Genomic DNA, 19,821 nt, shown 5'->3' with positions numbered 1-19,821 from the left:
CAACCTCGTAATATCTGCCCGAACTCCTGCTATCAAATTCTTCCTTCTCCCCATTATCTGTTATGCGTATTTCTTTGCTGACTGCCGCCGGCCTGACCGCGGCCGCCCTGCTGCTGGCCAGTCCGGCCGCCTTCGCCCAGCAGGCCCCCACGGCCCCAGACCCTGCGGCACCGGGGAACCCCACCCCCCTAACCACCGACGCCCTCACCCGGACCGGGCCTCTCCTCAAACTTGGAACGGGGCTGTTCGATGGTTCGGGCTACGGAGGCTTCCGGGGTTTGTCGCTGCCTTTAGTGCTGGGTGTTGAGCAGCAGCTGACTCCCGGGTGGACGGCTACGCTCAACGGCTCCAGCCTCTGGAATATCGGCGAACGGCGCATCGGCTTTTCAACGAACCGGGAGGGCCTGAAGCTGGAGCAGCTGGGCATCGATGCCGGTATCCGCCACTATTACAACCAGGAGAAGCGGCACGCCAAAGGCCGCCGGACGGGCCCGTACGAGGGGCCTTACGTGGCCCTACAGCTCAACAACTACTTCCGCCGCGACCTTCCCTACAATTTCAACCGACGCTCTTTTGAATACGACTACAGCAGCCTAACGGGGCGCTGGGGCATACAGCGCCAGCTGGGCAGCCGGGGCCTCCTCGATGCCTATATCGGCGCCGGAGTGGCCAACTCGCGTGCCTACCGCTACAATCCTGCTTCAGCGCCTACCCAAAGCCGGGCACTGGGAATAGGCCTGGAGTTAGGCGTTAAAATCAGTCTGATTCACAAGTAGCCATTGACCTAGAGCGCCTGCTGAATCTCCTTCTCCTAAAACAGGCTACCCTGCACCGGCTGCGGAATTACCCGGGGCGGTTGTACGGCCATACCGGTCAGCTCGTGCAGGCGGCGCAGAAAGTGCTCGGCCCAGAGCGGGGAGTGCAGGATGTCTTTCTGGTGGATGAATAGGTAGGCCGTGTGCAGGCCCGCTTCGAGCCAGCCGGCTACGCGGGCGGCCCAGTCGTCGGCGCGACGGAAGTCGGAGTCGATGAGGCCGTGGCCGTTGAGGCGCACGAAGGCCGTGGGCGTGGTCAGGCGCTGGTGCAGCGCGTCGCGGCGGCCGGCCACGTCGCTGATGACCAGCGGCTTGCCCAGGGCTTCGAGCATGGCCGTTACGGTGGCCAGCAAACCGGCATCAGAAAACCAACCGGGGTGGCGCAGCTCTACGGCCAGTGGCACGAAGGCCGGAAAATCGAGCAGGTAGCGCTCCAGACGTCGCAGGTGCTCGGGCCCGAAAGTGGGCGGCAGCTGCAGAAACGCGTGGCCCAGCGTAGGACCCAGCCCCTCAATGGCGCGGCAGAAGCTCACAGTCAGGTCGTCGGCGTTGTACAGGGCCCGGTCGTGGCTGATGATTTGTGGGATTTTGGGGCAGAACCGGAACGACTCAGGTACCGCCTCGCGCCACTTGCGCACGGTGGGCGCGTCGGGGATGCGGTAGTGCGTGGTGTTGAGCTCGATGCTGTTGAACTGCCGGGCGTAATGGTGTAGGTAGTCAGCGTCTTTGATGCCCTGCGGGAAGTAGGAGCCCAGCCAGGCCTTGTTCGTCCAGATGGGGCAGCCCACGTACACGGCCGGCGGGGCCGGCTGCGCGGGCAGAGCCCGGGCCAGCACGGCAGCCGTTTCGGGGTGGTCGGCGGGCAGCCGGAAATCAACGTAGCGCAGGTCGGAAAGGCGGCCAAAATCCATTCCCGAAGGTAAGCATCAGACGCTGGTTGACAGTGGGTAACCGCCAACTGATCCTTACTTCTCTTACCACAATTTCCCGACATCTGCAACCACCCTGCCGGCTACTTTGGCTGCCGGAAGCCCGAATTTTTTCACCGGCGCATAGTCGCATTTATCAACCGGCCCTTCTATCATCTGAAAAGAGTACAAAAAGCGTATCAACTAAACACAAACGCCTATTTGGCAGCGTTACTTCAAATTATTTTAATACAACGATTATAAAAAAAGATCAATTTAATGCCTAAAGCTGTAGGGACACGATTTGGGCTGTAAGCTTCGCTTTAGCTGACGCTTCTAGATTTGTCGCACTCACCAACCGATTCCCCGGATGAAAGTGCTCTACCGACGGTATGTATCAAGCTTGCTGCTAGTTGGCCTAACGGCCCTGCTGACGCTGCAATCGGCTGAGGCCCGTACAGCCAAGCTGACGGACGACGAAAAAGCCGCCACTACCGCCAAAAAGAGCACTATTCTGCGGGGCCGCGCCTCCTGGTACGGCCGCGAGTTTCAGGGCCGCCGCACCAGCAGCGGCGAGCGGTTCGACCGCAACCAGTACACCTGCGCCCATAAAACCCTGCCCTTCGGTACTCGTTTGCGCGTTTCGAATCCCAAAACCGGCGAAGCGGTGGTGGTGCGCGTGTCCGACCGCGGCCCGTTCCGTCATCAGCGCATCCTCGATCTGGCCGAAGTAGCCGCCCGCCCGCTGGGCATCATCACGCAGGGAGCCGTGTCGGTAGTGGCCGAAGTGGTACCCGGCACCACGCCCCTGGGGCCCACCAACGCCCCCGACGACCTGCAGGCCCTGGCCGCCGACGCCATTGAAACGGCCGTGCTGCACACCAACATTGCCGCCGGCAACACCGAAGTCGCCGACCTGGCCCTAAAGGCCGAGCCAACTGCTTCTTTCGTGGTGCAGGCCGGCACTTTCGGCGACGTGCGCAATGCCCGCGCCGTGATGGACAAGATTCAGGGCCTGGAGCCTGCTATGTTCATCACCACGCTCACCGGCACTTCGGCCCAGGGCAAAACGCTTAACCGGGTAGTTGTTGGCCGATTCGCCACCGCGGCCGAGGCCAACGCCCTGCGCCTGCGCCTGGCCCGCGCCGGGGTGGCCGGCCTAGTACGCCAAACCGAAAACCTGTAGCAGCCGCAGCCCACGACTGGTACCGCCTACGAAAGCCCGTTGCGCCACTCTCCTACCCCGGGAAAGTGGCGCAACGGGCTTTCAGGCCTCTGAACAGGGCAATTTATGGTTTGCAATGCCGTTATTCGCGCATCCATTCATCTTCTATTATATAGTACCAATGCATAAATTTCTTTTCCTCCCACTCCTGGCGGGGGGCCTCCTGGCCGGCAATGCCGCCCAGGCCCAAACCACCCAGGGCACCCGCGTACTGGGTTTGAGTGGTGGCGACTTCACGTTCCAGAGCAACGATTTTAGCAAGCGTTTTTCCGGAACGCTGATTCCGTCGGTGGGCGTTTTCGTGGCCGATAACCTAGCCGTGGGGGCCGCCGTGCCGTTTGGCTATTCGCGCCTCAAGCTTGATGTGGCCGATGGCATAAGCAACCGCGGGTTAAGCCTTGGGCTACTACCTTGGTTACGCTACTATGTGCCTTCGGAGAGCAAGCACCGGGTGTTTGGCGAGTTGAGCGCGGGCGGTGTACTCAACAGTACCCGCTTTAAAGGCGGTACTAGCAGAATGAATGAGTCTAACACCGACGTAAACTTCCTGGCCAAAGCCGGCCTGGGCTACTCCTACTTCATCACCCCGGCGGTGGGCCTGGAGGGCCTGGTAACGTACCAACGTACCAGCGGCGACAAGGAGGTATTTGGGGGCGGGACGCTGGGCCTTAACCTGGGCTTCCGCATCTACCTGCCCCGAAACTAACGACGGCGCTGGCAGTTGCGGTCCATTACTCTCCGCAACTGCCGCGCCAAAGCCCCGGCAGGACGACACCGACCGTTGTATGGTCGGTGTCGTCCTGCCGGGGCTTTGTGGCTTTTGGTACGCCGGGTTTACTACCGACAAGCCGTGTTTCTAGGGACGCGGTTGACTAGGCAGCCCATTATTTCAACCGCAACAACGCCCGGCATTTGCTACCTTCCGGCTCCTTGCTCCTTGGAAAATCCGGATTGCTTATGCTGCGTTGGCTGAAACCTGTGCTGGCCCTACTCACCGCCGTTGTACTGGCGTGGGTGCTGAATACCAAACAAGGCGACGTGCCCCCCGTGGCCCGGCTGCTGAGCCCCTACCAGGGCTTCTGGCAGAACGGCGAATCGGCCGCCGACTTCCCCGACCAGCAAACCCTGCGCCTGCCCGGCCTGCACCAAACGGTGCGCGTGCGCTTCGATGACCGGCGGGTGCCCCACATCTTCGCCGACAACGACCACGACCTGTACTACGCCCAGGGCTACCTCACGGCCCGCGACCGGCTCTGGCAGATGGAGTTTATGACCCGCGTGGCGGCCGGCCGCATCTCGGAAGTCGTGGGCGAGCGGGCGCTGGAGTACGACCGGTTTCAGCGCCGCATGGGCCTGCCTTTCGGAGCCGAAAACTCGCTGCGCGAAATGCTGAAAAACGACACCACCCGGCTGGTGCTGGAGTCTTACTCGGCGGGCGTGAATGCCTACATCAGCCAGCTCAGCCCCCGCGAGTATCCGTTTGAGTACAAGCTGCTCGACTACGCGCCCGAGCCGTGGCAGCCGCTTAAGTGCGCCCTGCTGCTCAAGCTCATGGCCTGGGACCTAAGCGGCCGCTCCGACGATTTGCGCCTGAGCAACATCCTTAGCAAATATGGCCCCGACGTCACCCGCGACCTGTTCCCCGACTTCCCCTTCCGCGCCGACCCAGTGGTGCCCGACGGCACACCGCTCGGTTTTCAGCCGCTGCCGGTGCCGCCCGCGCCGGTGCCGTTTGCCGCCGCTGTGTCGGGCCTGGTGCCCACCCGCGAGCCCGATGCCGAGTTGGGGTCCAACAACTTTGCGGTGGCGGGCAGCCGCACCGCTTCGGGCCGGCCGCTGCTGGCCAACGACCCGCATCTGCAGCTTAACCTGCCCAGCATCTGGTACCAGGTGCAGCTGCACGGGCCGGGCCAGAACGTGTACGGCGTCACGATTCCGGGCGCGCCGGCCGTCATCATCGGCTTCAATGCCGAGGTGGCCTGGGGCGTAACCAACGTGGGCGGCGACGTGCTCGACTGGTACCAGCTGAAGTTCAAAGACGCCCGCCGCCGCGAATACTGGCACGCCGGGCGCTGGAAACCGGTACGCCGGGTGGTGGAGCGCATTGCCGTGCGCGGCCGCCCCGACCGCCTCGATACCGTACTCTACACCCACCACGGCCCGGTCGTGTACGACCAGAACGAAACGGTTTTCAACAAGCAGACGCCCGTGCGCCACGCCCTGCGCTGGACGGCCCACGATGCCGCCGGGGCCAACGAGGTGCTGGCCTTCGTGAAGCTCAACCGCGCCCGCAACTACCAGGACTACGACCGGGCACTGCGTACCTACGCCTCACCGGCTCAGAACTTTATCTTCGCCAGCCGCAGCGGCGACGTGGCCATTCGGCCCAACGGCCTCTTCCCGCTCAAATACGCCGAGCAGGGCAAGTTCATCCTCGACGGCTCCGACCCGCGCCAGGACTGGCAGGGATGGATTCCGATGAGCCAGACGCCGCGGGTGCTGAATCCGGCCCGCGGCTACGTGTCGTCGGCCAACCAGCACTCGGCCGGGCCGGGCTACCCGTATTACCTGGGCTGGGATTACGCCCCCTGGGACCGGGCTCACCGCATCAACGGGCAGCTGGCCCGCATGCGCCGCGCCACCGCCGACACGCTGCGGGAGCTACAAAACGATGATTTGGGGCTTAACGCGCAACTGATGCTACCCTGGATGCTGGCGAATCTGCCCGCCGCCGTAGCTACTGGCGCAACGGCTGCTCCGGCCACGGCCGCAACCACCACTCCGGCTACTTCCGAGGCCTCCGCCCGCCGCCTGCTGGCCCGCTGGGATTACCACTATTCTGCGGAAGCTGTGGGGGCCACCCTTTTCGAGCTCTGGTACCAGGAGTTGGTGCGGCGGCTCTGGGAGGATGACTTCGGCAAGCAAGCCACCGGCCTGGAAATGCGCTTACCGGCCCGCGACCGGACCAACCAGCTACTGCTTTCCGAGCCCCGCAGCCCCTGGATTGACGACCGCCGCACGCCCCAACGCGAAACCACCCCCGACCTGCTCACCACTTCCCTACAGTTTGCCTTGGATTCGCTGACCCGCAAGTTCGGGCCGCTGGGGCCGAAATGGGCCTGGGCCAACCAGAAAAGCACCGACATCAACCACCTGGCCCAGCTGCCCGGCTTCGGCCACCAGGATGTGGTGTGCGGCGGCAGCCCCGGCAGCGTGAATGCCACCGGCCCGCGCAACGGCCCCTCCTGGCGTATGGTGGTGGATCTGGCGACGCCGGTGCGCGCCTATGGCATCTTCCCCGGCGGCCAGAGCGGCAACCCCGCCTCGGCCTATTACGACGACATGCTGGAAAGCTGGCGCACCGGCCGCCTCGACGAGCTGGTATTTCTGCAAGCCGCCGACGAAAACCACCCCCGCCTACAAGCCGCCTGGCGGCTGGAGAAGTAGGCCAGCCCAATTCCTATGAAATCGTTCTTTATCCTCTTCCTGCTGATTTTCGTGCTGGCCAGCCTGGCCCAACTGCTGCTGCCGTGGTGGGTGGTGCTGCCGCTGTGCTTGGGGCTGGCCGCGTGGCGGGGCGGTTCGGCCAGGGCCGCTTTCGGGGCCGGGCTGCTGGGCGTAGCGCTCAGCTGGTGGCTGCCCGCCGCCTGGCTTAACCTGAACGGCGCGGGCCTGCTGGCCGGCCGTGTGGCCACGCTGCTGCCACTGGGCGGCAACTCCTGGCTGCTGGTGCTACTCAGCGGCCTGCTCGCCGGGTTGGTGGGCGGGCTGGCAGCCCTGGGCGGCGCGTGGTTGAGAGTGAGTAAATGAGTCGTTCACGCATTCAACCCTAAAACTGCGAAATGAACGCGTAGGCCTGCAAAGTATATGTTGGGGCAGCGGTGAAGTGGGTGCCGCCGGGAATCGGGCGCAGCTCAACTTTCGTGGCGCCGCGGGCGCGCATAGCGTTGTAGGCGTCTTCCGAGTTGAAGAAGGGCACGTAATCGTCGGCGGTGCCGTGGAACAGGGCCAGCGGGGCGCGGGGCTGCCAGTCGTACACGTCGTTGGCAGTTAGCGTGGCCGAGAGGGCCGGGTCGGAGCTGGTGAGTACGGCCTGGCGGAAGGCGGGGGCGAACAGCTCGGCCGCCTGTTGGGGCACCGCGCTGAATGGGTCGGTTTGCAGGCGGGTGGCGTAGGGCTGCTGGTAGTAGTAGCCGAGCGGGCGGTTGAGCTGGTACACCCGGTCGTAGGTTCGCAGCACCCACACGTAGGTGCTCAGAAAATTCAGCGGCTCGGTCGAGTTCATGATGTAGCGAGCGAAGGCCGATTTGTGGTAGGCGCCGGCCCCGGGGGCGCTGGCCGTAACTGGCAGCGTATCGGCGTACTTTTCTTCCAGCAGCTGGTGCAGTGCCATCGTGGCGTAGCCGCCCTCGGAGTAGCCCAGCAGGAAGTTCTTCTGATTGACACCAATTTTCTGCTGCGCGCAGAACTCGCGGGTAGCCCGCAGCATATCGGCCGAGGCCGACGCCAGCGAGGCGCCGTGCTCGTAAGGGTGCGGCAGGGCTTTAGAGGCACCATAGCCGATATAGTCGGGAGCCGAGACCACGTGGCCCGTAGCCGCCAGCACCGACACGGCCGACCAGATTTCGCTGCGGGAGCTGTAATAGGAAGGGGCGCGGGTTTCCTCGTCGGGCTGCAGCGTGCCGTGCTGGTAGCTGATAACCGGCACGGCCGCCGGGGCCACCGGCACCAGCACCGCCCCCGAGGCCGTTACCGGCCGGCCGTCGGTGTTTTGGGTGGTGTAGGTGAGGCGGTACACCCGCACCGAATAGCGCGCCAACGAACCCACTAATGGAATGTTCGACACCCGCGCCGCCAGCTCGGCCGGGGTATACTCGCCGATGAGGCTGCTGCCCACCAACACCGGCGCGGGCGGGGCTACCGGCGGCGGGGCCGTAGGCGGAGCAACGGCAGTGGGTTCGGGCGAGCTGCTGTTGCAGCCGGGCGCGACGCCCAGCAGCGTCAGCCACAGCAGCGCCACCGCCCAGCCGGGCGCGGAGAAACGGGAAACAAGGGTATTCAGCACAAATGCGCGGGTTAGTTACCAAACGAATCTACCCAACGCCGCCCGCTGCCTCCGTGTTCCGGCCGCGACTGGACAGGCCTTTTTTATCCTTCAGCCAAAATATTAGTTGTATAACTAAAAAATTAGTTTCATATTTGATTTACCGGCCGGCCTCATCGAGCCGGTGCTTCCGCTTCACCTCTAACCGCTATCGGAAAGCGAAAACCAAATAAGAAATCTATGCCCGACCCTACTTTCCCCGAACTAACCCGCGCCGAGGAGCAGGTGATGCAGGTGCTCTGGCAGCACGGCCCTTCCTTCGTGAAGGACATGGTGCCCGCATTGCCACCGCCGCGTCCGGCCGTTACCACGGTGTCCACTATCATCCGCATTCTGGCCCAGAAGGGCTTCGTGGGCCACGAGGCTTTCGGGCGCACCCACCGCTACCACGCCCTGGTAGGCCGCGACGAGTACCGGCGCTTCTCGCTGGGTAAGCTGCTGGGCGGCTACTTCGGCGGCTCGTTCAGCCGGCTGGTATCGTTTTTCGCCCAGGAAGAAAACCTCGACGCGGCCCAGCTGGAAGAGCTGCTGCGCCACGCCCAAGCCAATCCCACTCCTAACGAACCTGACGATGCCTCCGACCCTGTTTCCGACCACGACGGCCGCCCTGCTTAGCTGGGGCCTGCAAAGCACGCTGGTGCTGGGCATGGGCTGGCTGCTCTACCGCTACGCGCTACGGACAGAGCGGTTTTTTGGCTACAACGAGCGGTTTCTGGTGCTGGCACCGTGGCTGGCACTGCTCGGGCCGCTACTGGTGCGGGCGGCCTTGCCCGGCCTGCTGCGCCAATTACCGATAGCCGCTACCGGCGCGCTCGTGCAGGCCCGGCTACCCGGCCTCACGGTACGCCCCGAAGCTGCCCTGCCCGCCGTGGTCATCGATTTTGCCCAATGGCTGCCGGGGCTATACGTGCTGGGGGTGGCGTTGCTGCTACTGCGCTGCTGGCGCAGGTGGCGCACCTCTGGCTCTCAACCCGCCGGCTGCCCCGCACCCCGGGGCCCGGCTACGTGCTGGTGCACACCGGCGGCCGGCGGCCCGTTAGCTCGTTTGGGCGCTGGATTTTCTGGGATGAAACCGACCCGCTCACGCCCGCCGAGGCCCGCACCGTGCTGGCCCACGAAGTGGCCCACGTACGCCAGGGCCACACCCGCCAGCGCCTGCTGCTGGAAGTAGCCCGAGCCCTGCTCTGGTTCAACCCCTTCGCCCACCTGTTTCCGCGGGCCCTGGCCCAGATCCACGAGTTTCTGGCCGATGCCGCCGCCCTGCGCACGCTGCAACCGGCCGAAGCCACTGCCGCCCCTCCCGACCCGGCTTCCTACGCGGCCCTGCTGGCCCGTTTGGCCCTGCGCCAGCTCAGTCCCCACCTGGCGCTTACCCATTCTTTTACTCACTCCCTCACCTTAACCCGGATCCGTATGCTGACTACCGCCGCCCCCGCCCACCGCTGGAAACGCTGGCTCCCACTGCCCCTAAGCGCCAGCCTGCTCCTGCTTGTAGCCTGCGAGCAGGACCTCGACAACGTATTACCGCCGCCGCCACCCCCTGTTGCTGCCAACGCGACTACCCCGCCGCCACCACCGCCACCGCCTGCCTACACCTACGTGGAGCAGATGCCCGAATACGCCGGCGGACAAACCCAGCTCCTGACCGATATTGGCAGGCTCACGCAATACCCGCCTATTGCCCTGAATGAGAAACTGGAGGGCAAAGTATTCGTGCGGTTTATTATTGGGGCCGATGGTTCGATGCAGGCTATTGATATTCAGAAAGGCATCGAAACCTCAATTAGCTATTCGGACAGCAAGGGGGAGCCGCAGACCACTAAAATCGTAACGCCCGCGGCCCAGGCCCTGAATGCCGCCGCCCTGAATGCCGTACGCAACCTGCCCGGAAAGTGGACGCCGGGCCGACAGGAGGGCAAAGCGGTGGCCGTGGAATACACTATACCCATCACGTTTTCCTTGAAATAAGCATCGATTATCTTCTCTCCTAGAACGCCGCCCGCACTGCTGTGGTCGGCGTTTTAGTAGTTGCAGCAAGGCGGGCGCAGGCGCGTTTTATGCAGCCAGCTGCCGGCCGGGGCATTCTGATTTCGGGTGGAAACCTCCTACCTTAGCAATTCCATTCGCCTTCAATTCCCGTTGTTTTAGTGGCTTACCTCTCTACGCTTACTCGCCTCACGGCCCCCGCACTGGCTGCCCTGGGCCTCGCCTTTTCCCTCGCTACGCTACCCGGCTGCGGCTCGCGCTCGGCCACCGACTCCGAAGCCGCTACCCTGGCCGCCGATTCGGTGACGCAGCCCGCCCCGCTCGATTCGGCTGCGCTACAGCGCCTGGCTATGCGCCGCGACTCGCTCAAGGCCGACTCGATTGTGAAGGTGAGCGGCCAGCTACCGGGCGCCATTCTGCCGGGCAAGCGCATTGTGGCCTTTTATGGCAACATCCGCTCGAAGGGCATGGGCATTCTGGGCCGCGAGCCCAAGGAGCAGATGTTCCGGAAGCTGAAAAAGGTGTTGGGCGAGTGGCAGGCTGCCGACCCCAGCCGCCCCGTGCAGGGTGCCATCCACAACGTCACCATCACGGCCCAGGGCACACCTGGCAAAGATGGCAAATGGCGCCTGATGAACTCCAAAGCCACTATTGAGGAGGTTATCAGCTGGGGCAAGGAGCACAATGTAATTGTGTTCCTCGACATTCAGCCGGGCCACAGCACCCTGCAGACCGAGCTTCCCAAGCTGGAGCAGTACCTCAAAGACCCCATCGTTCATTTGGGCATCGACCCCGAGTTTTCGCTGGCGACCATGCCCGGCGTGCGCCCCAACCAGAAAATCGGCACCCTCGACGCCAAAGACATCAACTTCACCATCAACTTCCTGGCGCGCATCGTGAGCGAAAACAAGCTCCCGCCCAAGGTGCTGACGGTGCACCGCTTCACCCGCAAGATGGTGAGCAACTACAAAAACATCAAGCTCGACCCCCGCGTGCAGGTGGTCATGCACATGGACGGCCACGGCGACCCCGTGCTGAAAAAGGACTCCTACAAGGCCTACGTCGCCAACGAGCCCGTGCAGTACACCGGCTTCAAAATCTTCTACGAGTACGACGCCCGGCCCAAGCCCCACCACATCATGACGCCTTCGGAAGTTATTGCCCTCACGCCTTCGCCGCTCTACATTCAGTACCAATAAGCGGTAGATGCGTGAACCGGCGCGGCGGAAACCGCCACGTAACAGTGGCGCCCATCCGGACTTCGGCTACCATTCAAAGCAAGCGCCCCTGACGTTGATACGTCGGGGGCGCTTGCTTTTAGGAGCGGTTCAGGTAGCGGCAGGGTTCCAGCGCGGCAGCTCATCGGGGGGCGCGTCGGCAAATTCGCGCAGCAGGCTTAGCAGCTCGTTGTCAGCGTCGGCACTGGCGAGGGCGGCCAGAAAATCGGGCTCGTTGGGGTTGGCGTAGCCGGCCAGGCAGTGCAAGGCGGCCGAATCCAGCATCCGGTAGCCCATGGCCCACTCGCCGAACAGCCGCTGCCCAATGGGGCCGGCAGCCAGCTTGATTATGTTGCGGTGCCGCAAATCCTGCTCGATAACGGCGAATAAGGCCTCCACCTGCGGCTGCTCGCCTTCCAACACTTGCATAATATCTCCCTCGTTGCTGTAGAGCAGTATTCCGGTCAGGCCCAGCCGGCTATTATTGGCCCGCCACCACACCAGAAACTGTTGCAGCTCGGCGGGAGCGAAAGGCATGGTGGCGGTACTCGTATAAACCAGGTGATACATGTCGGGATGCCAGAGGCTTTTTCGACTGGGAATCTAGGCAAACCTGCGGCCATTGCCAAAGTACCGGGCCATCCGACAGCCAGATTCGGCGTTGTCGGGCAGACTTGTCCCCTTCCCGGAGTTGTCGGGGCATGTTTGCCGGAGCACTCTCGCACTGGCAAGTGCCACTTGGCCCGAAGCGGAATTTCCGCACCGCTTTCTAATAAAGACCTTTCATAGGTTCAGGATGACAGAATTTAATCCGCCGGTTCTGCCCTGCTTCGTACTTTAGCCTTCGATGCCGACTTCTGCCCCCGACAATCCACCCATTACCCGCGAACAGGTGTTGCAGGCCCTGCGCGAGCTGGATGCCGAGGGGCCGCGGATGCCGCTGAGCACGGTGTACGACCTCGTGTACCGGGGCCGGCGCTACGCTCCGCGCCGGGTGGCCCAGCGGGCCTACGAGCTGGCCACCGGCTTGACCGGCGCCAAGTGGCCGCTGCGAGCCGGCGAGCCGACCAACCAGGCCCTGGAGGCGCTGGATTTTACCATTGCCACCAAGCGCCCCACCCTCGAAAACTCGCCCCTGCTCAACGGCGACGTAACCGCCCAGCAGCAGCTGGAGGACCTCTACACCGGCTCGCCACGCGAAGCCGCACCAGCCAAAAAAACCCGCACTACACCCGCAGCCGCAGAAGCTGCCGCGGCTGCGGCTGCGGAAACCGACGAAACCTCAGCCACCGAGCCGGCCGAAGCCCACGAGCCGCCCGCGACTTACCAGCGGCCGGCCCCCACGCCCTACACCCGGGAAATGGCGCGGGCCGAGCTGTTCCTGGCCGATGAGGAGCTGGCGGCGGCACAGGCGGCCCTGGCGCGGCGGCGCAATTTGCTGCTGCAGGGCCCGCCGGGCACGGGCAAAACGTTTCTGGCGCGGCGGCTGGCCTGGCTGGCGCAGGGCAGCACCAACCCGGCCCGCGTCGAGCTGGTGCAGTTTCACCCGAGCTACAGCTATGAGGATTTCGTGCAGGGTTTCCGGCCCGATGAGCGGGGCACATTCCGGCTGCGCGACGGGCTGCTGGTGGAGTTCTGCCACCGGGCCGCGCAGGAGCCCGAGCAGCCGTATTTTCTGCTGATTGAAGAGCTGAACCGGGGCAACGTGGCGCGTATTTTCGGGGAGTTGCTGTTGCTGCTGGAGGCCGACAAGCGCGGCCCCGCCCACGCCGTGCGCCTGCCCTATGCGCCGGCCGGCAGCCCGCCCTTTTTCGTGCCCGAAAACGTGTTCGTCATTGGCACCATGAACCTAGCCGACCGCAGCCTGGCGCCGCTCGATTACGCATTGCGCCGCCGCTTCGCCTTCATAAGTCTGCGGCCCGAGTTTGGCGACCCGCTCCGGGAACTGCTGACAGCCCACGGCGTGCCATCTACCCTCACCCGGCAGCTCACCGCCCGTCTCCTCGACCTCAACCAAACCATTGCCGACGACCCCGAGCTGGGCCCCGATTTCTGCGTGGGCCACAGCTACTTCTGCCAGCCCCCCACCCACCCCACCGAAGCCGCCAGCTGGCTGCGCCTGATTCTGGAGCAGGAAATTGGCCCGCTACTGGACGACTACTGGCTCGACCAGCCCGCCAAAGCTGCTGCCCAGAAAAAGAAGCTGCTGGCGGGGTTGTAACGGTTGGTACAGGAACGTCATTCAGAGCGCAGCGAAGAATCTCGCTTGGTATTCTTGAACGGATGACCACGCAACGGCTACGCGCGAGGTTCTTCGCTTCGCTCTGAATGACGTTCCAGCACTGACAACTAAAAGCTGACAACCCGCCCGTGATTCCCATCCAGAACCTGTACTACCTGCTGTGCTACGCCTGGAACCGGCTGCCCGAGGAGGCCGAGGTGCGGGCGGTGAGCGGGCAGGAGTTTCGGCGGCCGTTGCCGCTGCTGGCGCAGGTGCTGCTGAGCGGCACGCGCCGGCTGCTGCGCCAGGGCCTGCCAGTGGCCTATGCCGAGCGGGTGGATGAGCTACCGGAACTGCGGGGTCGGGTGCTGCTCACGCCCACGCTGAGCCAGGATTTGCCTCGCCGGGGCCGGGCCGTGTGCGCCTTTGATGAGCTGAGCCCCGACGCGCCGCTGGCCGGGCTGCTGCTGGGTACGCTGCAGCAGCTGAGCCGCAGCCGGGCCCTGCTGACCGAGCAGCGCCAGCAAATCCGGCAGACACTGCGGCGGTTTCCGGCGGCGGTAGTGGCGCGGCCCCTGAGCGCGGCCAGTCTGCGGGCGGCGCGGCGGCTGCGGCCGGCCGGGCTGGGCGGGTTTCTGCTGAACGTGTGCGAGCTGCTGCACCTGAGCGCCCTGCCCGCCCCCAATGCCTACGGCCGGGCCCGCTTCCGCGACTTCCGGCGCGACGAGCCACTAATGGCGCGGCTGTTCGAGCAGTTCGTACGCAACTTTTACCGGCTGGAGCAGCGGCAGTTTCGGGTATCGTCGGAGACTATTGCCTGGCAGGCGGCGGCCGAAACGCCCGAGGCGCTGGCGCTGCTGCCGGCCATGATTACGGACACCTCGCTGGAAAGCCCGGACCGCAAAATCATCCTCGATACCAAGTACTACGCCGCCGCCCTCAAGCGCCACCACGACCAGGCCCGACTGATTTCGCCCCACCTCTACCAGCTCTACGCCTACCTGCAAAACCAGCCTGCCCACCCCGGCCAGACGCTCGAAGGCATCCTGCTCTATCCCGCCGCGGCCCAGGCCGTCGACCTGCGCTATACCCTCGGCGGCCACCCCGTGCGCGTGGTCACCATCGACCTGAACCAACCTTGGGAAGGTATTGCGGCCGATTTGCTGGCCTTGGTGGCGTAGAGGCGCACTGTACTCGCCTGCCGGAACAGTCAGCTAAAATGAAGTAGGGGCGGGACGTGCCCCCGCCCGTCGTCAAACGGTACGCACCCGGTTCGTTGGTGCGGCGGGCGGAGCAAGCCCCGCCCCTACTCCCTTTTATCAAACCAAATGCAGCCCCGCTACGGGTTTTTTGTCTGTGGGTTGCAACAAATGCAACGAAGGCTGTACCTTCTTGCCGAATTCCTTCCTCCACCCAAAATCCATCAATTTGAAACGACGTGACTTTGTGGGCCTCACTGGCCTGGCGGCCGGTACCCTATGGCTGCCGGCCGTGCCGGGCTTCGGCGGCTCGCTCGTAGACCCCGCCCGCCTGCTGGAGCCGGGCCTCGATGTGGCCGTGAAGAAGCGCCTGGCCGATGTGGCGCTGAATACTGCCAAATCGGCCGGCGCTACGTACGCCGATGTGCGCATCGGGCGCTACCTCAACCAGAGCATATTTACCCGCGAAAAGCAGGTGCAAAACATTGCCAGCGGCGAGAGTTTCGGGGCCGGGGTGCGGGTAATTGCCAACGGTACCTGGGGCTTCGCGGCCACCAACACGGTAACCGAGGCCGGCATTGCCAAGGCCACCCAGCTGGCCGTGCAGATTGCCAAGGCCAACAGCAAAGTGCAGAAAGAGCCCGTGCAACTGGCCGCCCAAAAGGGCCAGGGCGTGGTGAGCTGGAAAACCCCCATTCTGGTCAACGCTTTCGAGGTGCCGGTGAAGGACAAAGTTGACCTGCTGCTAGCGGCCAACGCCGCCGCCATGGACAACGGCGCTTCGTTCGTGAATTCGGTGCTGTTCCAGGTGAATGAGCAGAAGTATTTCGCCTCCACCGATGGCTCTTATATCGACCAGGATATCCACCGCATCTGGCCCAACTTTTCGGTTACAGCCATCGACCGCGCCAGCGGCAAGTTCCGCTCGCGTGATGCCCTAAGCTCGCCCATGGGTCTGGGTTACGAGTACCTGCAGCCCAAGGCGGCCGATAAAATTGCCGGCCCGGCCGGCACGGGCCTCATCGGCTACAAAAACAGCTTCGATATACTGGCCGATGCCGCCCTGGCCGCCAAGCAGGCCAAGGAAAAGCTCACCTGCAAATCGGTGACGGCCGGCAAGTACGACCTTGTGCTCGACCCCAACCACCTGGGCCTGACCATCCACGAATCGGTGGGCCACCCCACGGAGTTGGACCGGGTGCTGGGCTACGAGGCCAACTACGCCGGCACCTCGTTCGCGACGCTGGAGTGGCGGGCCAAGGGCCAGCCCTACGGATCGAAGCTGGTGAACATTGTGGCCGACAAGCTGCAGCCCGGCTCGCTGGGCGCGGTCGGTTACGACGACGAGGGTGTACCGACCAAGGAGTGGAACATCATCGACCAGGGCAAGCTGGTGGACTACCAGAAAATCCGCGACCAGGCCCACATCGTGAATCAGAAGCAGTCGGATGGCTGCTGCTACGCCGACTCGTGGAGCACGGTGCAGTTTCAGCGCATGCCCAACATTAGCCTGAAGCCCGGCACCAGCAAGCTGAGCGTGGACGAGATGATTAGCAAGGTGGATAAGGGCATTTACATTGCCGGCCGCGGCTCGTTTTCCATCGACCAGCAGCGCTACAACTCGCAGTTTGGCGGGCAGGTGTTCTACGCCATCGAGAAGGGCAAGATTGCCGGCATGCTTGAAGATGTGGCTTACCAGACCAACACGCTGGAGTTCTGGAATTCCTGCTCGGCCATCTGCGACGAGTCGGACTACCGCATGTTCGGCTCCTTCTTCGACGGCAAAGGCCAGCCCAGCCAGGTGTCGGCCGTGAGCCACGGCTCGGCCACCACGCGCTTCAACAACGTGAACGTGATTAATACCGCCCGTAAAATTTAAGCTGTTGGCTAGTGGCTCATAGCTGCCAGCCTCCGCTTAGGAGGCCCAGCAAAAAGCTACTGGCGAACGGCTCTCAGCTAACAGCTTAAATACTAAAACATGGCCATTATTTCTCAGACCGAAGCGCAGGCGATTCTTACCAAAGTGCTCGGGTTCAGCAAAGCCGACGAGTGCGAAGCCACGCTTAGCGGGCAGTCGGGCGGCAACGTGCGCTCGGCGCGCAACGCCATCAGCACCAGCGGCGGCATCGACAACGTGAGCCTGGCGGTGGAAGCCCGGTTCGGCAAGCGTTCGGGCGTTGCCACCTGCAACCAGTTCGACGACGCCACGCTGCGCACCTGCGTAACGCGGGCCGAGGAAATTGCCCGCCTCGCCCCCGAAAGCCCCGAGTACATGCCCCTGCTCGGCCCCCAGAAGTATCTGCCCGCTACCAACAGCTTCGCCAAAGCCACGGCCGACATCACGCCCGACTACCGCGCCGCCCAGGTGGGCAGCAGCATGGTGGTCAGCGACGAGCGGAAGCTTAGCTCGGCCGCTTTCCTCAACGATTCGGCCGGCTTTATTGCCAAGCGCAACAGCAAGGGCCTGGAGGCTTACCAGCAGCAGTCGGGCCTGGAGTTCAGCGTGACCGTGCGCACACCCGACGGCACCGGCTCGGGCTACGCCATGGCCGACTACAACGACGCGGCCAAGTTCGACGCCAAAACCCTGACCCGCATTGCGGCCGATAAGGCGGCTGGCTCGCGCAACGCCAAGGCCCTGGAGCCCGGCAAATACACCGTAATTCTGGAGCCCGCCGCGGCTGTGGATTTGCTCGACAATATGATGGGCTCCTTCGACGCCCGCAACGCCGACGAAGGCCGCTCATTTCTGGGCAAGAAAGGTGGTGGCAACCGCAAGGGCGAAAAGCTCTTTGATGAGCGCGTGACCATCTACTCCGACCCGGCCAACGCCGAATTACCCGACCTGGTTTTCTCGGGCGATGGCGGCCGCAGCAGCGCACCGCCTGGATTGAGAAAGGGGTGGTAAAGAACCTGTACTCCTCGCGCTACTGGGCTCAGAAAGCCGGCATACCCGACATTTCGCGCCCGGGCGGCTGGATTATGGAAGGCGGCACCCAAAGCGTGCAGGACCTCATCAAGGGCACGGCCAAGGGCATTCTGGTCACGCGCCTGTGGTACATCCGCGCCGTCGACCCGCAGACGCTGCTCTACACCGGCCTCACGCGCGACGGTACGTTCTACATCGAAAACGGCCAGATCAAGTTTCCGGTGAAGAACTTTCGCTTCAACGAGAGCCCGATTATCATGCTCAACAACCTCGAAGCCTTCGGCAAGCCCGTGCGCGCGGGCGGCAACCTCGTGCCCCCGCTCAAAATCCGCGACTTCACCTTCACCAGCCTTTCCGACGCCGTCTAAAATCACAGCTGTTACAGATGGTGCAGATGAAAAGGATTCGTTCCGTTAGTCACGCATCCCGCATCGTTCATCAGAACGAATCCCTTTCATCTGCACCATCTGCAACAGCTGTGATTCAGAACGAATCCTTTTCATCTGCACCATCTGCACCATCTGTGATTTATGAAACGACGTGACTTTGTGGGCCTGACCGGCCTGGCCGCCAGTGCCCTGTGGCTGCCCGCTATTCCCGGTTTCGCCGCGACCTGGTAGACCCCGCCCGCCTGCTGGAGCCGGGCCTCGATGTGGCCGTGAAGAAGCGCCTGGCCGATGTAGCGCTGAACGCCGCCAAATCGGCCGGCGCTTCGTACGCCGATGTGCGCATCGGGCGCTACCTCAACCAGGGCGTGTTCACCCGCGAAAAGCAGGTGCAGAACATCGTCAGCTCCGAGAGTTTTGGGGTGGGCGTGCGCGTAATTGCCAACGGTACCTGGGGCTTCGCGGCCACTAATACGGTAACCGAGGCGGGCATTGCCAAAGCGGCCCAACTGGCCGTCCAGATTGCCAAGGCCAACAGCAAGGTGCAGAAAGAACAGGTGCAGCTGGCCCCGCAGAAGGGTTTCGGCGAGGTTTCGTGGAAGGCACCCATCAAAATCAACGCCTTCGAAGTGCCCATCAAAGACAAGGTGGACCTGCTGCTGGCCACCAACGCCGCCGCCCTCGACAACGGCGCTTCGTTCGTGAATTCGGTGCTGTTTGCCGTGAACGAGCAGAAGTACTTCGCCTCCACCGACGGCTCCTACATCGACCAGGATATCCACCGCATCTTCCCCACGTTCGGCGTGACGGTCGTCGACCGCGCCTCGGGCAAGTTCCGCTCGCGTTCGGCCCTCAGCGCCCCGATGGGCATGGGCTACGAGTACCTGCAGCCCAAGGCCGCCGACAAAGTGGCCGGTCCCCAGGGCTCGGGCGTGGTCGGCTACAAAAACAGCTACGACATGCTGGAAGACGCCGCCCTGGCCGCCAAGCAGGCCAAGCAGAAGCTCACCTGTAAATCGGTAACGGCCGGCAAGTACGACCTCGTGCTCGACCCGCACCACCTGGGCCTGACCATCCACGAATCGGTGGGCCACCCCACGGAGCTTGACCGCGTGCTGGGCTATGAGGCCAACTTTGCCGGCACCAGTTTCGCCACGCTGGAGTGGAAGGCCAAGGGCCAGCCCTACGGCTCGAAAGTAGTTGATATTATGGCCGATAAGCTCCAGCCTAATTCGCTGGGGGCCGTGGGCTGGGACGATGAAGGGGTGAAAACCAAGGAGTGGAACATCATCAAAGAAGGCAAGCTGGTGGACTACCAGAAAATCCGCGACCAGGCCATGATTGTGGGCCAGAAGGAGTCGGACGGCTGCTGCTACTCGCAGTCGTGGCAGGATGTGCAGTTCCAGCGCATGCCCAACATCAGCCTCAAGCCGAGCACCAGTAAAATGAGCGTCGATGAGATGGTGAGCAAGGTGGACAAGGGCATTTACATTGCCGGCAACGGTTCGTTCTCCATCGACCAGCAGCGCTACAACTCGCAGTTTGGCGGGCAGGTATTCTACGCCATCGAGAAGGGCAAAATCACGGAGATGCTCGAAGATGTGGCCTACCAGACCAACACGCTGGAGTTCTGGAACTCCTGTGCCGGCTCCTGCGACCAGTCGGACTACCGGCTCGCGGGCTTCTTCAACGACGGCAAGGGCCAGCCCAGCCAGAGTTCGGCCGTCAGCCACGGCTCGGCCACCACGCGCTTCAACAACGTGAACGTGATCAACGTCGCCCGTAAAATTTAAGCTGTTTAGAAAGTCACAAGAACGTCATGCTGAGCTTG

The 19,821-nt window shown here is 63.4% G+C and carries 16 protein-coding genes and 1 pseudogene; 14 read left to right on the top strand and 3 right to left on the bottom strand.

Features of this window, described 5'->3' with window-relative positions; all coding sequences use genetic code 11:
- Positions 1 to 62: 62 nt before the first annotated feature.
- Positions 63 to 776 carry a hypothetical protein gene (locus D0N36_RS04260; protein WP_116940054.1) on the top strand — a complete coding sequence of 238 codons (714 nt, stop codon included), beginning with the start codon at positions 63 to 65 and terminating at the stop codon, positions 774 to 776.
- 35 nt (positions 777 to 811) lie between these two features.
- On the opposite strand, the gene D0N36_RS04255 is transcribed toward D0N36_RS04260, so the two are convergent.
- Positions 812 to 1,726 carry a DUF72 domain-containing protein gene (locus D0N36_RS04255; protein ID WP_116940052.1) on the bottom strand — a complete coding sequence of 305 codons (915 nt, stop codon included), beginning with the start codon at positions 1,724 to 1,726 and terminating at the stop codon, positions 812 to 814.
- A gap of 367 nt (positions 1,727 to 2,093) precedes the next feature.
- On the opposite strand from D0N36_RS04255, the gene D0N36_RS04250 reads away from it, so the two are divergent.
- The 4 genes from D0N36_RS04250 to D0N36_RS04235 all read left to right on the top strand — a co-directional run bounded on the left by D0N36_RS04250 (position 2,094) and on the right by D0N36_RS04235 (position 6,758).
- The gene (locus tag D0N36_RS04250; protein WP_116940050.1) at positions 2,094 to 2,909 is read left to right on the top strand and encodes a septal ring lytic transglycosylase RlpA family protein; all 816 of its coding nucleotides are present in this window, start codon (positions 2,094 to 2,096) and stop codon (positions 2,907 to 2,909) included.
- A gap of 160 nt (positions 2,910 to 3,069) precedes the next feature.
- Positions 3,070 to 3,654 (top strand): hypothetical protein, encoded by a 585-nt coding sequence (locus D0N36_RS04245; protein WP_116940048.1) that lies wholly within the window; start codon positions 3,070 to 3,072, stop codon positions 3,652 to 3,654.
- Positions 3,655 to 3,905: 251 nt separating this feature from the next.
- Positions 3,906 to 6,395, top strand: coding sequence for a penicillin acylase family protein (locus tag D0N36_RS04240; RefSeq protein WP_116940046.1), 2,490 nt, complete (start codon positions 3,906 to 3,908; stop codon positions 6,393 to 6,395).
- Between the two features lie 15 nt (positions 6,396 to 6,410).
- Positions 6,411 to 6,758, top strand: coding sequence for a hypothetical protein (locus D0N36_RS04235; RefSeq protein WP_116940044.1), 348 nt, complete (start codon positions 6,411 to 6,413; stop codon positions 6,756 to 6,758).
- A gap of 19 nt (positions 6,759 to 6,777) precedes the next feature.
- Here D0N36_RS04235 and D0N36_RS04230 read toward each other — a convergent pair whose 3' ends face one another.
- Positions 6,778 to 8,013 (bottom strand): alpha/beta hydrolase family protein, encoded by a 1,236-nt coding sequence (locus D0N36_RS04230; RefSeq protein WP_116940041.1) that lies wholly within the window; start codon positions 8,011 to 8,013, stop codon positions 6,778 to 6,780.
- Positions 8,014 to 8,232: 219 nt separating this feature from the next.
- On the opposite strand from D0N36_RS04230, the gene D0N36_RS04225 reads away from it, so the two are divergent.
- The 4 genes from D0N36_RS04225 to D0N36_RS04215 all read left to right on the top strand — a co-directional run bounded on the left by D0N36_RS04225 (position 8,233) and on the right by D0N36_RS04215 (position 11,237).
- The gene (locus tag D0N36_RS04225) at positions 8,233 to 8,667 is read left to right on the top strand and encodes a BlaI/MecI/CopY family transcriptional regulator (RefSeq protein ID WP_116940040.1); all 435 of its coding nucleotides are present in this window, start codon (positions 8,233 to 8,235) and stop codon (positions 8,665 to 8,667) included.
- Positions 8,624 to 9,223, top strand: a complete 600-nt coding sequence (locus D0N36_RS19475; protein WP_242478793.1) for a hypothetical protein — start codon at positions 8,624 to 8,626, stop codon at positions 9,221 to 9,223. The genes D0N36_RS04225 and D0N36_RS19475 overlap by 44 nt, the downstream gene beginning before the upstream one ends.
- A complete protein-coding gene (locus D0N36_RS04220) occupies positions 9,157 to 10,020 on the top strand; it encodes an energy transducer TonB (RefSeq protein ID WP_242478804.1) in 864 nt (287 codons plus the stop codon). The genes D0N36_RS19475 and D0N36_RS04220 overlap by 67 nt, the downstream gene beginning before the upstream one ends.
- A 179-nt stretch (positions 10,021 to 10,199) precedes the next feature.
- Entirely contained in the window at positions 10,200 to 11,237 is a 1,038-nt protein-coding gene (locus D0N36_RS04215; protein WP_190242515.1) for a hypothetical protein, read from the top strand.
- A 129-nt stretch (positions 11,238 to 11,366) separates the two neighbouring features.
- Here the strand turns inward: D0N36_RS04215 and D0N36_RS04210 are convergent, their stop codons facing one another.
- Positions 11,367 to 11,825 (bottom strand): BLUF domain-containing protein, encoded by a 459-nt coding sequence (locus tag D0N36_RS04210; RefSeq protein WP_116940036.1) that lies wholly within the window; start codon positions 11,823 to 11,825, stop codon positions 11,367 to 11,369.
- A 277-nt stretch (positions 11,826 to 12,102) separates the two neighbouring features.
- On the opposite strand from D0N36_RS04210, the gene D0N36_RS04205 reads away from it, so the two are divergent.
- From D0N36_RS04205 to D0N36_RS04185, 5 genes and pseudogenes are all read left to right on the top strand, one after another.
- Positions 12,103 to 13,476 (top strand): AAA family ATPase, encoded by a 1,374-nt coding sequence (locus D0N36_RS04205; protein ID WP_116940034.1) that lies wholly within the window; start codon positions 12,103 to 12,105, stop codon positions 13,474 to 13,476.
- A gap of 149 nt (positions 13,477 to 13,625) precedes the next feature.
- The gene (locus tag D0N36_RS04200) at positions 13,626 to 14,657 is read left to right on the top strand and encodes a 5-methylcytosine restriction system specificity protein McrC (protein ID WP_116940032.1); all 1,032 of its coding nucleotides are present in this window, start codon (positions 13,626 to 13,628) and stop codon (positions 14,655 to 14,657) included.
- A gap of 247 nt (positions 14,658 to 14,904) precedes the next feature.
- On the top strand, positions 14,905 to 16,554 hold the full coding sequence (locus D0N36_RS04195; protein WP_116940030.1) for a TldD/PmbA family protein: 1,650 nt from the start codon (positions 14,905 to 14,907) through the stop codon (positions 16,552 to 16,554).
- A 99-nt stretch (positions 16,555 to 16,653) separates the two neighbouring features.
- Positions 16,654 to 17,972: pseudogene (locus D0N36_RS04190) on the top strand (TldD/PmbA family protein).
- 212 nt (positions 17,973 to 18,184) lie between these two features.
- Complete coding sequence (locus tag D0N36_RS04185; RefSeq protein WP_190242513.1) at positions 18,185 to 19,783, top strand: TldD/PmbA family protein; 1,599 nt, start codon at positions 18,185 to 18,187, stop codon at positions 19,781 to 19,783.
- Positions 19,784 to 19,821 lie beyond the last annotated feature (38 nt).

This window comes from Hymenobacter lapidiphilus (assembly GCF_003417065.2).
GTDB lineage: Bacteria > Bacteroidota > Bacteroidia > Cytophagales > Hymenobacteraceae > Hymenobacter.
The sequence above is the reverse complement of the archived record's forward strand: the minus strand, read 5'-3'. Positions and strand labels throughout refer to the sequence as shown.